Below are 13,984 nucleotides of genomic sequence, written 5' to 3'. Positions count from 1 at the left end.
CGCCCCGTCACCGGCCCTTCGCCTGGCCGCCGACGGCCTCGGTGTCCTGGTACCTGGTCTTCAGCTCGTCCAGGGCGGCCCGCACGTCGCCGTCGGTCATCGACAGGTCGTGTCCCGCGCGCTCCAGCAGTCCGCCGAGTTCGCCGCAGCGGCCGTGCACGTCGTCGACGTACTTCTTCCAGGAGTCGTGCAACTCCTTCTGCGCGGCGGCGGACTGGCAACCGGCCGTGTCCCCCAGCCCCGACTGGCCGTCCGCCAGCTTCCCGAGCGCCTTGCCGAGGTCGTCCTGGAGGGCCTTGGTGTCCTCGCCGGCCTTCGTCCAGACCTTCTTGTCCGACTTCAGACGGCCGGCGTCGGCGCCGCCGCCCGCGCCGCCGGGATCCAGCTGGTTCAGCCGCATTCCGGTGCCGCCGCGGGTCGCGGCGTCCGCTTTCAGTTGCTCCCACTCGTCCCAGGACACGCCTGCAGCCTCCCCGTTGTCCCCGTTGCCGGCAGGCCGCGCCGGCGACGCCATGCTCCCTGTGGGGCAGGTAAGAAATCAAGTCGAACTCTTACCTGGGGCGAGCGGGGGCGAGAGGGTTACGCGGGGCTCACCCTCGTCAGTCGGTGCACGTCGCGGGCCGTTCCCGTGACCCCCGACAGGAAGCCCTGGGCCCGGGGGGAGGCGTGGTCGGTGAGCCAGGCCGGGTCGATGTCGCAGACGGCGACGCGGACTCCGGTGCCGGCGAGGGCCAGGGGGAGGGTGTGCACCACGGTGGAGGGGAAGCTGAGGATCGTACGGCCGATCGGGCCGCGGCGGGCGATGAGTTCGAGGGGCAGGTCGGGGCGGACGATCTCCAGGCCGGTCTCGGTGGCCAGCCGGTGCAGTTTCTCCGTGCTTTCGCGGCGGTGGGCGAAGTAGCGGGTGGCGCCGTGGGCCTTGGCCAGGGTGCGGACGGCGTCGAGGTAGCGCTCGCCGTCCACCACGCCGGTCTCCACCAGGGAGGTGCCCACCATGTCCGCGCCCTTGGTGATGCGCGGCGGCCCGAATCGGGCGCGGGTCCAGGCGAAGTCGTTCGCGGTGACCGTGACGCCGTCCGGGACCTCGGTCACCGGCATCGAGGAGAACACCTCGACCCGGCGGCGGTCGCCGGGGGTCAGCCTGCGGCGGGCCGAGGAGGACACCGGGGCGAACAGCAGGTCGCGGGGGCCCGGGCGGCCGCCCTTGCGGTGCCAGCGGACCAGGCGTTCGCCGCGGGCGAGTTGGGCGACGAACTCCATCGTCGCGGTGCCGTCGTCCACCACGACCAGGTCGCGGGCGCGGGTGATGGTCAGCAGCAGCTGGACGTAGCGGGAGAAGGGATCGCCCATGACGACACGGTCGGCCCGGCGGAGCAGTCCCGCGAGGCCCCCGATGGTGGCGAAGGGCGCGGTGGCTCCGCCGCGCGCCTCCTCCCAGCGCACCCGGTGCCCCTCGTCGCGGGCCAGGTCCGCCATGCGGCGCAGCTGGCCGCGGGTCATGGGGTCGGTCGGGGACAGCACGACGACCGTGAGGCCGGCGTCGGCCGGCGTCGGGCCGCCGGCCGCGGTCCGCCGCACCTGCGCGGGCACGGAGGGCAGCGGTTCCGCGACGGGCGGGCGGTCCGGGGCCGACGGCCGGTGCGGGTCCGGCACCGCGGCGGCGTCCGCCGCCGAAGCCGGTCCGGGCCCGGCGCCGGTCCCCGCCCCGGCCCGCTCGTCCGGTTCCCCGCCGCGCAAGCCGTGCGGACGCGCCCACTCCAGCACGTTCAGCAGCTGGACCGGGCTCTCCACGAAGGCGAGCGTGCGGGAAGGGGGGCCGGGGTGGCCGGCGCGGGGGCTCATCGGGGGGTGACCGTCCCGTCGTAAGGGGGGATTCACACCGTGACCGGCTCGCCGGCGGCCGCCGCGATCTCGGCCTCGGCGACGACACCGGTGACGCGGCGCAGCTTCTTCATCGGGCCCAGCTCGGAGTCGTAGACCTTCTTGACGCCGTCGCCCAGGGAGGCCTCGATGGTGCGGATGTCGCGGACGAGCCGGGTCAGGCCCTGCGGCTCGACGGAGGCGGCCTGGTCGGAGCCCCACATGGCGCGGTCCAGGGTGATGTGGCGCTCGACGAAGGTGGCGCCCAGGGCGACGGCGGCCAGGGTGGTCTGCAGGCCGGTCTCGTGGCCGGAGTAGCCGATCGGGACGTTCGGGAACTCCTTCTCCAGCGTGTTGATCACGCGGAGGTTCAGCTCCTCGGCCTTCGCCGGGTAGGTCGAGGTGGCGTGGCACATCAGGATGTTGTCCGAGCCGAGGACCTCCACCGCGTGGCGGATCTGCTTCGGGGTGGACATGCCGGTGGAGAGGATGACCGTGCGGCCCGTGGCGCGCAGGGCGCGCAGCAGCTCGTCGTCGGTGAGGGACGCGCTCGCCACCTTGTGGGCCGGCAGGTCGAACTTCTCCAGGAAGGCGACGGCCTCGGTGTCCCACGGGGAGGCGAACCAGTCGATGCCCTTCTCCTTGCAGTACGCGTCGATCCGGCGGTACTCGTCCTCGCCGAACTCCACGCGGTGGCGGTAGTCGATGTAGGTCATCCGGCCCCAGGGGGTGTCGCGCTCGATGTCCCACTGGTCGCGCGGGGTGCAGATCTCCGGGGTGCGCTTCTGGAACTTGACGGCGTCGCAGCCGGCCTCGGCGGCCACGTCGATCAGCTTGAACGCGTTCTCCAGCTCACCGTTGTGGTTGATGCCGATCTCGCCGCAGATGTAGACGGGACGGCCGGGGCCGACCTCGCGCGAACCGAACGTACGCAGACGGGAGTTGGTGCTCATCAGGGGATGTCCTTACTTGGGGAGGGAATCGAGAGAGGGGCCGAGGATCCAGCTGGCGATCTCTCGGATCGCGCCGTCACCGCCGGGGACGGTGGTGACCGCGCGTGCGGCGCCGCGTACGACGTCGTGGGCGCTCGCGACCGCCACGGGCCAGCCGACGAGGGCGAAGCACGGGAGGTCGTTGACGTCGTTGCCGACGTAGAGCACGCGCTCCGGCGCGATGCCCTGCTCCTCGCACCACTGCTTGAGGGCGAGGTCCTTGCGGTCGATGCCGTGCAGCACGGGAAGCCGCAGCTTCCGGGCGCGGGCGGCGACCACGGGGTTCTCTTCCGTGGACAGGATCAGCATCCGCAGCCCGCTTCTGCGCAGGGCCGCGATGCCGAGTCCGTCGCCGCGGTGTACGGAGACGAACTCCCGTCCCTCGGAGTCGATCAGCACCCGGTCGTCGGTCTGGGTGCCGTCGAAGTCCAGTACGACCGCGTCGATGTCGTCGGCGGTCGGCAGCGCACCGTCCGGGGTCCCGCTCGGGCGGTGCCGCGAGTGGGGGAGGTCCGCGTCGAAGAGGGGTGCCAGCGCGCGGGCCCGGGCCAGATCGTGCGGGTCGTCGATCTCCAGTACCCGCGCCGGGTCGGTGCGCACGAGTTCGGTACGGCCGAAAAAGCGGTGCAGGTGCTTGCGGAAACCGGCCGCGTCCATGGCGTAGGCCGCGCCGGTCTCCAGGAAGTCCTGGGGACGGTCCTGGCGGCGGGGCCGGTACGACTTGTCGTGGTTGACCCCGGCCCCGCCGCCGGTGCCGGTCTCGTCGTCCCGCCAGACGAAGCCGTGGAAGGGGGCCACGGTCACCGCGGTGTCCGCGCCGTCCTCGACCACCGCGCCGGCCACCCCGTCGATGTCCTCGCGGACGAGGAAGGGGCTGGTGCACTGCACGAGCAGGACCGTGTCGACGACCGCGCCGTGCAGGGCCTCGTGGGCGTCCATGGCGTGCAGGACGGCGGCCTCGGAGGTGGCGGTGTCCCCGGCGATGGCGGCCGGGCGGAGCACCACCTCGGCGCCGGCCGCGCGGGCGGCGGCGGCGATGGCCTGGTCGTCGGTGGAGACCACGACGTCGGTGACCAGCCGGGTGGCGCGGCACTCGCGCACCGCGCGGGCCACCAGCGGGACGCCGCCGACCGGGGCGAGGTTCTTCGCGGGCACGCCCTTGGAGCCGCCGCGGGCGGGGATCACCGCGAGCACCCGGCGCACCGAGGCGCCCTGGCCCGCTTGCGGGTCGGACATGGGGTCTACTCCTTGGGTAGAGGTCACAGCTCCCCCATCCGCCGGATCACCGGGGCGACGCGCTGGACGCCGTGCCGGTAGGCGCCGCGCGCGGCCCGGCGCACGATCTGGCGGACGGGGCCGGGCGCCTTGTCGGCGGTGGGGGCGCCGGGCAGCGGGGCGCCGTCGGGGCCGAGGTGGTGGCGGGCGAGGATGCCGGGCAGATAGCCGGGCGCGGTCTCGGAGGTGTAGTAGGGGGTGAGGGGCGGCAGTCCGCCGGGGCGGTCGAGCAGCCCGGCGATGCGCTCGCGGGCCGCGGAGAAGCAGGCTTCGTACGAGCTTTCGCCGGCGGCGACCCCCTGCCGGGCCACCCACTCCTGGTCGGGGACGGGGCGGTGCCCGGCGTCGAGCTGGTCCCAGGAGGCGAGGCAGCCCGAGCCGGTGAAGTGGTGGTTGCCGAGCGCCTCGCGCACCCCGAGGTCGGTCAGGACGACGGTGGGCACGCGCCGGTGCAGGGCCTCCAGGGCGGCGGTGGAGCTGACCGTGACCAGCAGGTCGGTGCGGTCCAGCACCTCGCCCATGTGCCCGTACACCAGCCGGAAGTTGGCGGGTACGTCCTTGCCCTGGACCAGCTTCTGGTAGGGCAGCTCCTCGATGTGGGTGGTGTGTTCGCCGGGCTTGGAGCGCAGCTTGAGCAGCACCTCCCGCTCGGGGTGCCGGCGGGCGTGCCCGATGAGCCGGTCCAGCAGGTAGGTGCGGTCGCGGCGGTTGTCCGGGACGGACGGCTGGGCCGCGAACACCACGGTGTAGGGCTCGTGTCCGCCGGTGTACGGCTTCCCGCCGAGGAAGGGCAGCGCAACCTCGGTGACCGAGGAGGCGTCCGCGCCGACCCCTTCGTACACGGCCCGGAACCGGTCCGCGTCGTGGCGGGAGTTGGCGAGGACCAGGTCCGCGCCGTGCCGCAGCAGCAGGCCGTCGGTGAGCTTCTCGTAGACGACGCCGACGTAGCCGGTGACGACGACGGGCCGCCGGCCGGTGCCCCAGACGTGGCGCAGGCCGTGCAGCATCGCCTGGACGCCGCCGCCGACCAGCGCCAGCACCAGCACGTCGTAGGGCTCGTGGCCCATGGCGTGCAGGAACTCGACGCCGGTGACCTCGCGGAGGGAGTCGGCGCGTACCCCCACCTCGCTCAGCTGACGGGCGGTCGGGGTGGCGCGGCCGCGCAGGAGGTAGCCGTCGAGCCGGACCTCGGCATCCGCCGGAGTGAGCCGCCGCGCGGTGAGCGCGCCCCACTTCCAGCGGGTGTCGGAGTCCGCGAGGACGGCGACCCGCAGGGACTTCGTTGCACTTGCTGGCACGCCGAAGACGCTAGGAAGGCATTCCGCCGTTCCGCCCAACCCGAAAGCAACAAACGGTTAACAGCACATCGCCGGACGGCGAATCGGCTCGCGGGAAGGCCGCAATAAAGCCCGGTTCACGGCTTCGCCACATGCCATTCACCCAGTATCAAGCAAGGCGTCAAGACGAATGACGGGCGTCCGCCTAACGTCCCTGACGTGGTCAAGCTCTCCGTCATCGTGCCGTTCTACAACGTGCAGCAATACGCGCCCGACACGCTCAGGAGCCTGAAGGCGAATGCGCGTGAGGACTTCGAATTCATTCTCGTCGACGACTGTTCCCGCGACGGGACACCCGGGATTCTCGCGCGTGCGGAGCGCGAGCTGCCCGGGGCGGTCCTCGTCCGGCACGAACAGAACGGGGGTCTGGCGACCGCGCGCAACACCGGCATCGACCGGGCGCGCGGCGAGTATCTGACGTTCCTGGACGGCGACGACTGGCTCGCCCCGGGCTACTTCGGCCAACTGGTCGCCGCCATGGAGGAGTTGGGCGTCGATTTCCTGCGCACCGACCATGTGCAGTGCACCGCGCGGGCCCGCCAGGTGCACCGGGTGCCGGTCGGGCGGCGCAACCAGGTGCTGAACCCGCGGGAGGCGATACTGCCCGCGGACCGCTCCACCTCGGTGGACTACGCGTTCGCCTGGGCGGGCGTCTACCACCGCCGGCTGGTCGACAAGGGCCTGCTGCACTTCACCGACGGGCTGCGCACGGCCGAGGACCGGCCGTGGATCTGGAAGCTGCACCGGGAGGCGGAATCCTTCGCCGCGGTGAGCCTGCTCGGGGTGTTCTACCGGCGCGGGGTGGCATCCTCGCTCACCCAGATCGGCGATGTCCGCCAGCTCGATTTCATCCGGGCATTCGATCAGGTGATCGCGGAGACCGCCGCGGACCGGGATGCGGACGCGCTGCTGCCGAAGGCGGTCCGTACGTATTGCGCCATCATTTCCCATCATCTGGGATCCATCGAAAGGTTCGAGCCCGCGGTGGCGAAGAAACTGAAATCCCTGAGCGCCGCCGCACTGCGCCGCATGCCGCAGGACGTGCTGGACGAGGCGCTGGACTCCATGGACGTGCAGCGCGCCACCAAGCTGCGCCGGCTGCGCCGCCGTCCCGCCGCCGCGGGAGCCGCCGCGTGAGCACCCAGATCTTCCAGGCGTCCACGCTCTACGGCATCGCCACCCTCGCCGCCGCCCTGGACTCCGGCTGCTTCGACTCCGCCGACCGGCGGATCCTGCTGGTCTGCAACAACGCGGCGACGCCCGAGACCACGCCGGGTCCCGACGAGATGCCGGGGTTCGAGCGGCTGCGCGACCGGTTCGACGACGTGATCTCGTACAACGAGACGATCTTCCCGTTCCATCCGGGCGGCTGGGCCCCCCGCGTGGACGACATGCCGCTGTGGGAACGGTTCCTGCGGCACGAGTGGCGGCTGGGCGACGAGAACGTCGAGTTGGCCGTGGAGTCGATCCAGGTCAATCCGGCGCTCGCGCTCGCGCAGATCTTCAACGGCGCCCCGGTCACGGTCTACGCGGACGGCCTGATGTCCTACGGGCCGACCCGCAACAAGATCGACCCGCTGGTCGGCACGCGCGTCGACCGGGTGCTCCACCTGGATCTGGTGCCGGGCCTGGCGCCGCTGCTGCTGACCGAGTTCCAGGTGCCCGGCGAGCTGGTCCCCACCCAGGCCTTCACGAAGGTGCTCGCGGAACTCGCGCAGACCGCCACCGGCTCCCCGGACGTCGAGGAGCCCGCGCTGCTGCTCGGGCAGTACCTGTCGGCGCTGGACATCCTCACCGCCGAGCAGGAGGAGAACCTGCACGTGCGGATGCTGAAGGGCGCGGCCGCCCTGGGCCACACCGCGATCGTGTTCAAGCCGCACCCGACCGCCCCGGCGCGCTACACCCGCTCGCTGGAGCGGGAGGCGGAGCGGCTCGGCGTCGAGCTGACCGTCGTGGACACACCGGTCCTGGCCGAGGTGCTGTACCAGCGGATGCGTCCCGCGCTGGTCGTCGGCTGCTTCTCCACGGCCCTGCTCACCGCCTCCGCGCTCTACGGCCTGCCGGTCGCCCGGGTGGGCACCGAGCTGCTGCTGGAGCGGCTGACGCCGTACGAGAACAGCAACCGGATCCCGGTCACCATCGTGGACGCCCTGCTGCCGGAGCTGACCGATGCGGCCGCGGTCACCGAGCGGCGCCAGGGCATGGACGTGGAGCGGCTGGGCGCGCTGGTGCGCGCGGTGGGCTTCGCGATGCAGTCGAAGATCCTGCCGGGGCTGCGCGCGGAGACGGAGACCTGGCTCGCGGCCAACTTCGGTCCCGAGACGTCCCGTTACTTCAAGCGCCGCCGGCTCACCTCGCTCGCCCTGCCCGGTGGGATCCCGTCCCAGCTGGCGTTCATCCCGCGCAACGGGACCGTGCGCCGGGTCGCGAAGAAGGCACGCAGCCTGCGCAGGACGGTACGGAGCTGAGCCCGGGCGGACCCGTCCCGCACCCGGGCCCGCCCGGCCCCGCGGCGCTACGACGCCAGCGACAGCTTCACCGCGAAGCCGAGGAAGAGGACGCCGGCCGCCGACGTCGCCGTCGCCGACAGGCGCTTGCGGCGGCGGAAGGCGGCGGCGAGGCGGGTGCCGCCGAATATGAGGGCGCTCAGGTAGAGCACGCTGGCCACCTGGGCGAAGGCGCCCAGCACGACGAAGGAGAGGGCCGGGTAGGCATAGCCCGGGTCCACGAACTGCACGAAGAAGGCGACGAAGAACAAAATGGCCTTCGGGTTGAAGAGGCTCACCACGAGGGCGCGGCGATAGGGGCGTTCCTCGGCGGCGGCCGGCTCCGCCGCCGTCTCCTCCCTCTGCCGCTCGCGCCGGGTGCGCCACATCTGCCGGGCCGCCCGCATCATGCCGATCGCCAGCCAGGTCAGGTATCCGGCGCCCGCGTACTTCACGATCCCGAAGAGCACGGCGTTGGCCTGGAGCAGCGAGGCGACTCCGGCGGCGGACAGGGTCATGAGCACCGTGTCCCCGCAGAACACCCCGGCGGCCGCGGTGTATCCGGCGCGCACTCCGCGGCGGGCGGCGACGGACAGCACATAGAGGGAGTTGGGCCCGGGCAGCAGCACGATCAGGGCCACGCCCGCGAGGTACGTGGGGAGATGGACGACACCGAACATGGCAAGGAGTGTCGCACGGGGGTACGACAACGGGACCCGGGCGGTGGCCCCTCACCGGCCGTGGCTCAGAACGCGTCGCTCGGCACGTGACTGCCCCACACCTCGCGCAGTGCCCCGCACACCTCGCCCAGCGTGGCCCGCGCCCGCAGCGCCTCCCTCATCGGGTACAGGACGTTGTCCTCGCCCTCGGCCGCCTTCGCGAGCCGGGTGAGGGCCGAGCCGACCGCGCCCCGGTCGCGTCCGGCGCGCAGCCGGGCGAGGCGTTCGCACTGGCGGGCCTCGATGGCGGGGTCCACGCGCAGCGGCTCGTAGGGCTCCTCCTCGTCCAGCCGGAAGCGGTTGACGCCGACCACCACCCGCTCACCGGAGTCGGTCTCCCGCGCGATGCGGTAGGCGTTGCGCTCGATCTCGGCCTTCTGGAAGCCCCGTTCGATCGCGGCCTCCGCGCCGCCCAGCTCCTCGACCGTGCGCATCAACTCGACGGCCGCCTCCTCCACGTCGTCGGTCATCCGCTCCACCGCGTAGGACCCGGCGAACGGGTCGACCGTCGCCGTCACGTCCGTCTCGTGGGCCAGCACCTGCTGCGTGCGCAGGGCGAGCCGCGCGGAGGTGGCGGTGGGCAGCGCGATCGCCTCGTCGAAGGCGTTGGTGTGCAGGGACTGGGTGCCGCCGAGGACCGCGCCAAGGGCCTGGACCGCGACCCGCACCAGGTTCACCTCCGGCTGCTGCGCGGTCAGCTGCACCCCGGCGGTCTGGGTGTGGAAGCGCAGCATCTGCGACTTGGGGTCGCGCGCCCCGAACTCCTCCCGCATCACCCGTGCCCAGATCCGGCGCGCGGCACGGAACTTGGCGACCTCCTCCAGGAACGTGGTGCGGGCGACGAAGAAGAAGGACAGGCGCGGGGCGAAGTCGTCCACGTCCATCCCGGCCGCGACCGCGGTGCGCACGTACTCGATGCCGTCGGCCAGGGTGAAGGCGATCTCCTGCACGGGGGACGCGCCCGCCTCGGCCATGTGGTAGCCGGAGATGGAGATGGTGTTCCACCTCGGGATCTCGGCCGCGCAGTACCGGAAGATGTCCGCCGTCAGCCGCAGCGAGGGCCTGGGCGGGAAGATGTAGGTGCCGCGGGCGATGTACTCCTTGAGCACGTCGTTCTGGACCGTGCCGGTCAGCCGGCCGGCCGGCACCCCCTGCTCCTCCGCCACCAGCTGGTACAGCAGGAGCAGCAGCGCGGCCGGGGCGTTGATCGTCATCGAGGTGGACACCCGGTCCAGCGGGATGCCGTCGAACAGGACCCGCATGTCCTCGATCGAGTCGATGGCCACGCCGACCCTGCCGACCTCGCCGTGGGCGAGGGGCGCGTCGGAGTCGTGGCCCATCTGGGTGGGCAGGTCGAAGGCGACGGACAGCCCGGTGGTGCCGTGGGCGATCAGCTCCCGGTAGCGGGCGTTGGACTCCGCGGCCGTGCCGAAACCGGCGTACTGGCGCATCGTCCAGGGGCGGCCGGTGTACATGGTCGGGTAGACCCCGCGGGTGAAGGGGTACGACCCCGGCGCCCCGAGCCGGTCCGCGGGGTCCCACCCGGTCAGGGCGTCCGGCCCGTACACCGGCTCGATCGGCAGGCCGGACTCCGACTCACGCGCCATGACCGCCTCCGCTGACGTTCCGTACCTCCCCACCATGCCCCGTGGTCCGTCGGTGGTCACGCGGAGAGGCACCCGGAGCGTGAGGCCCCTGGGTGATCCCGCCGCGGTGCTCGCCGGTGGGGGCGCGGGGCGGGGTGCGTCGGCGTCCGGGAGGAGGGATGGTCGTACGGCTGTCCGCCGGGGGCGGGGCGGGCGACGAGCCGACGCGCGGCGGGGAGCGAGGAGTATGGGGCGCGGGCGGAACCGGGGGAACATGTCCCGCCCGCGCCGGGTGCACGAGCCGTGGGTACGGGGGGAACCCCGGCTCGGTGCAACGGCCGATGACCAGTCGGCTCACTTGGTACTGCGTCCAGGGGCCGAAAAGTGTCACACCCTGGGCGGAAAATTTTTCCCGGCCGGGTGAAGCAGCAGGTCAGGAGGGTGACGGGGACGGTGAGTCGCTGGGTGCGCCGGCGGCGGCGCGAGGGCGCCGGGGGCCGTGGGCGGAGGGTGCCGGGGCGGGCGTGGCGCCACCGCTCTGCCGGACGCGGACCTGGCCCGGACCGGAGCCCTGGCCGCCGCCCTTGCCGAGTCCGTTCCCCTTGCCGGTGCCGGGGTGGCTGTCGTCGTCACCGCCCTGGCCGTTGCCGTTCTGGTCGCCGCCCCCGCCCTGCTCGGAGCCATGACCCCGGCCACGGCCCTCGCCCTGGCCGCGGCCGTCGTTGTCGCCGCCCCGGCCCGGGGTGGGGCTGACGGCGGTGTGCTCGCCGGCGGCCAGGACCAGCTTGCAGTACTGGGCCACCCGGGCGGAGCCGCCCGCCAGGTCCTCCAGCGCGCGTCTGCGGTCCGCGCCGAGGCCGGTGCCGGCGCGCAGGTCCCGGCAGGCCGTGACGGCGCCGCCCCACCGGCCGCCGGGGGCGCCGGAGCCGGGGTGCGTGCCCGTGCCGGTGCGGCCGTCCGGGCCGGTGGCACGGTCGGAGCCGTCGGCACGGGCGGTGCCCGGGGTGCCGCCGGGAGCGGCGGTGCCGGTGGGTGCCTGCGGGGTGGCCGGGGCGAGCGGCCGTCCGGAGGAGGTGGCGCTGGCCGCGGGGGCCGGGCGCTCCTCGTCGAACGGTGTGGGCAGCACCCCGCTGCCGGCGGCCACGGCGACCCCGCCGAGGGTGCCGGCCGCCACCACCGCGGCCAGCGCGAGGCGCACCGGGCGGCGCCAGGCCGGGCGGCGGGCGGGGGTGCGGGCGCCGATGCGGACCAGGCCCGCGTCGTGTCCGCGGGCGCTCGCGCCCAGGCGGACGCCGGGCGCGGCGGCGCGCTCGTCCGCGGCGGCGTCGCGGGCCTTGCGGAACGCGGCCAGGGCGGCCTGCTCGCCGGGGAGTTCGGAGGTGGCCGGGGCCGCCTGCGCGGACAGCGCGCCGAGCAGCTCGAAGAGGCGTTCCGCGCGGTCGGCGGCCAACGCGTCGACGGCCTCCGCCGACTCCCCGCGCAACAGGCGCTCCGCCGTCTCCCGGTTCAGCCACTTGTCCTGCTCGTCGGCCATCACATGTCCTTCTGCGTCCGCGCTCGCGTATGCGTCACAGTGCCGGACGTCACCGCGCGGCGGCGCGGTTCTCGCTGGATGGCCCGCTCGGCCGCCCGGGGAGGCGGCAGCGCGTCGAGCACGCCCGCGGCCTCCGGGTCGTCGCCCAGCAGTTCCGCGAGCCGTTTGAGGCCGCGGTGCGCCGCGGTGCGGACGGCCCCGGCGCGTTTGCCGAGGGTCTCGGCCGCGGTCTTGGCGTCCAGGCCGACCACCACGCGCAGGACGACCGCCTCGGCCTGGTCCTGCGGGAGCCGCGCGATGAGGGAGAGGGTGTTGCCGGTGGTGAGCGCCTCGATGGCCTCGCCCGCGGTGTCGGACTCGGCCGCCCGGCCGGTCAGTTCGGTCTCGTCGCCGCCGATCGCCGGGCGGCGGCCGCGCATCCGGATGTGGTCCAGGGCGCGGTTGCGGGCGATCCGGGCGGCCCAGCCGCGGAAGCGGTCGGCGTCGCCGCTGAACCGGCCGAGGTCCCGGGCGATCTGCAACCAGGCTTCGGAGGCCACGTCCTCGGCGTCCGGATCGCCGACCAGTGTGCGCACGTAGCCGAGCAGGCGCGGGTGCACCGCGCGGTAGACCGTGCGGAAGGCGTTCTCGTCACCGTCCTGTGCCGCACGCACCGCGGTGGTCAGCTCCGCGTCGTCCCCCAGCACCGCACTCCCTTTACGCCTGTCTCCGGTCGGCGCGAATGGCACGTTACGGCGTGAAACCTTTCTTCGTCCATGTCCGTAGAAGATGCAACTAACTCGTGACCGGGTGCGGGTGTGCGCAGGGTGAGCATCCGGTGCGGACCGGATGCGGCCGGGGTGTGACAGAAAACGCACGCGCGGCGCTGTAGGGAGTACGGGTCGCCGCGCGGCCCTCAGCGCGACGGCCGGGGCCTCTCCTGTGGGGGGTGGCGGCCCCGGCCGTCGCCCTGTCCGGCGTCGTGCCGCTCGCCTCTTACCCTTCGGTACTCACTTCTTACCGTCGTTCACTTTCGAACTGCCGTCGCTTTTGCCTGGTTTGCCTGATTTTCGGGTCGTGCCGTACCGCAGGACCGCCCGCACGGCCTCCAGCGCGCGGCGCCGTCGCGCCGTGGGCCGCCAGTCGTCGCGGGGCCGGGTCCGGGAGGGGCGCGGCCCGGCGGCGCGGGCGTCACGGAAGGCGGCGACGGCCCGGCGCTCGGCCTCGGGGTCCGCGTCGTACACCCGCAGCGCCGCGCCGAACCGCTCCTCGAACCCGCCGACGCCGAGGCCCGCGGCACCGCGCCCGGACAAGAGGAGGCCCGCGCCCACGCGTCGCCGTCCGGACACCCGGCCGCCGTCCTTCCGCTCGTCCATGCCCGTTCCCGTCCTCGTCCCCCGCTCCCCGCGGGCCGCACGCACCGCGCGCGGCACCGCTCCCGTCGGTGCCGCGGAGCCCGTACGGCCCGGCAGCACCCGGCCCGCGCCCCTCATACCGGCTCCCCCGGCGTTCCGGGGGCCTCGTCCGCCGCGCCCCGGCCGGGCAGTTGACGGGCGAGGCGTTTGAGGCCGCGGTAGGTGGCGGTGCGCACGGCTCCGGGGCGCTTGCCGAGCACGCGGGCGGCGGCGGGGCCGTCGAGGCCGACGACCACCCGGAGCAGCACGGCCTCGGCCTGGTCCCGGGGCAGGGCGCGCACCAGCTCCAGGGCCCGCGCGGTGGACAGGGACTCCAGGGCCTGGTCGTGGGTGCTGTGCGGTCCGGGCAGTTCCAGCGCGTCCTGTTCGAGCGCGGTGGTACGGGGCCGGGTCCGGCGACGGCGCAGATGGTCCAGGGCACGGTGGCGGGCTATCGTCGCGGTCCAGCCCCGGAAACCGGCGCCGTCCCCGCTGAACCGGCCCAGGTCCCGGGCGATCTCCAGCCAGGCGTCGGCGGCCACGTCCTCCGCGTCCTCGCCGACCAGGCCGCGCAGATAGCCGAGCAGGCCGGGCTGCACGATCCGGTAGGCCACGGCGAACGCCGTCTCGTCGCCGTCCTTCGCCCGTGCGACGGCCGCGCCCAGTTCCGCGTCCCGCGGCCACCGGCGGCGGGGGTCCCCTCCCTGGCCCAAGACCGTCCTCGTCGTGCCGAGTTCAGGCCACCGCGGGGCGTCCCGCACGGTGTGACACGCTCCGGCCGTGTCTGTCGCCCTCCATGGTCATCAGCGTCCGCCCGCACGG

The 13,984-nt window shown here is 73.7% G+C and carries 13 protein-coding genes; 2 read left to right on the top strand and 11 right to left on the bottom strand.

Annotation, left to right across the window (positions count from 1 at the left end; translation table 11 throughout):
- Positions 1-7: 7 nt before the first annotated feature.
- From ACSP97_RS22125 to ACSP97_RS22105, 5 genes are all read right to left on the bottom strand, one after another.
- Positions 8-460: a hypothetical protein gene (locus ACSP97_RS22125; RefSeq protein ID WP_355145672.1), complete on the bottom strand. Its 453-nt coding sequence runs from the start codon at positions 458-460 to the stop codon at positions 8-10.
- A 119-nt stretch (positions 461-579) separates the two neighbouring features.
- Positions 580-1,842 (bottom strand): hypothetical protein, encoded by a 1,263-nt coding sequence (locus tag ACSP97_RS22120; protein WP_440553904.1) that lies wholly within the window; start codon positions 1,840-1,842, stop codon positions 580-582.
- Between the two features lie 32 nt (positions 1,843-1,874).
- Positions 1,875-2,813, bottom strand: coding sequence for an N-acetylneuraminate synthase family protein (locus ACSP97_RS22115; protein ID WP_355145669.1), 939 nt, complete (start codon positions 2,811-2,813; stop codon positions 1,875-1,877).
- Between the two features lie 12 nt (positions 2,814-2,825).
- Positions 2,826-4,088 carry an N-acylneuraminate cytidylyltransferase gene (locus ACSP97_RS22110; RefSeq protein WP_355324184.1) on the bottom strand — a complete coding sequence of 421 codons (1,263 nt, stop codon included), beginning with the start codon at positions 4,086-4,088 and terminating at the stop codon, positions 2,826-2,828.
- Positions 4,089-4,111: 23 nt separating this feature from the next.
- Positions 4,112-5,425 carry a DUF6716 putative glycosyltransferase gene (locus ACSP97_RS22105; RefSeq protein WP_355324187.1) on the bottom strand — a complete coding sequence of 438 codons (1,314 nt, stop codon included), beginning with the start codon at positions 5,423-5,425 and terminating at the stop codon, positions 4,112-4,114.
- A 198-nt stretch (positions 5,426-5,623) separates the two neighbouring features.
- Between ACSP97_RS22105 and ACSP97_RS22100 the strand changes: the two genes are divergently transcribed.
- A complete protein-coding gene (locus ACSP97_RS22100) occupies positions 5,624-6,601 on the top strand; it encodes a glycosyltransferase family 2 protein (protein ID WP_358270825.1) in 978 nt (325 codons plus the stop codon).
- The gene (locus ACSP97_RS22095; RefSeq protein WP_355145662.1) at positions 6,598-7,932 is read left to right on the top strand and encodes a polysialyltransferase family glycosyltransferase; all 1,335 of its coding nucleotides are present in this window, start codon (positions 6,598-6,600) and stop codon (positions 7,930-7,932) included. Before ACSP97_RS22100 ends, ACSP97_RS22095 begins: the two co-directional genes overlap by 4 nt.
- Before the next feature lie 47 nt (positions 7,933-7,979).
- Here the strand turns inward: ACSP97_RS22095 and leuE are convergent, their stop codons facing one another.
- From leuE to ACSP97_RS22065, 6 genes are all read right to left on the bottom strand, one after another.
- On the bottom strand, positions 7,980-8,630 hold the full coding sequence (leuE, locus tag ACSP97_RS22090) for a leucine efflux protein LeuE (protein ID WP_355145660.1): 651 nt from the start codon (positions 8,628-8,630) through the stop codon (positions 7,980-7,982).
- A gap of 65 nt (positions 8,631-8,695) precedes the next feature.
- Positions 8,696-10,276 carry an acyl-CoA mutase large subunit family protein gene (locus tag ACSP97_RS22085; RefSeq protein WP_440553900.1) on the bottom strand — a complete coding sequence of 527 codons (1,581 nt, stop codon included), beginning with the start codon at positions 10,274-10,276 and terminating at the stop codon, positions 8,696-8,698.
- A 412-nt stretch (positions 10,277-10,688) separates the two neighbouring features.
- Complete coding sequence (locus ACSP97_RS22080; RefSeq protein ID WP_440553898.1) at positions 10,689-11,789, bottom strand: hypothetical protein; 1,101 nt, start codon at positions 11,787-11,789, stop codon at positions 10,689-10,691.
- A complete protein-coding gene (locus ACSP97_RS22075; RefSeq protein WP_355145654.1) occupies positions 11,789-12,475 on the bottom strand; it encodes an RNA polymerase sigma factor in 687 nt (228 codons plus the stop codon). The genes ACSP97_RS22080 and ACSP97_RS22075 overlap by 1 nt, the downstream gene beginning before the upstream one ends.
- A 303-nt stretch (positions 12,476-12,778) precedes the next feature.
- Positions 12,779-13,144: a hypothetical protein gene (locus ACSP97_RS22070; RefSeq protein WP_440553896.1), complete on the bottom strand. Its 366-nt coding sequence runs from the start codon at positions 13,142-13,144 to the stop codon at positions 12,779-12,781.
- A gap of 113 nt (positions 13,145-13,257) precedes the next feature.
- Positions 13,258-13,875: an RNA polymerase sigma factor gene (locus ACSP97_RS22065; RefSeq protein WP_355145650.1), complete on the bottom strand. Its 618-nt coding sequence runs from the start codon at positions 13,873-13,875 to the stop codon at positions 13,258-13,260.
- Positions 13,876-13,984: the final 109 nt, after the last annotated feature.

The sequence above is a fragment of the Streptomyces sp. SCPE 10 genome (assembly GCF_051980735.1).
GTDB classification, from domain to species: Bacteria; Actinomycetota; Actinomycetes; order Streptomycetales; family Streptomycetaceae; genus Streptomyces; species Streptomyces misionensis.
This window is presented reverse-complemented; position numbering and strand designations above follow the sequence as displayed.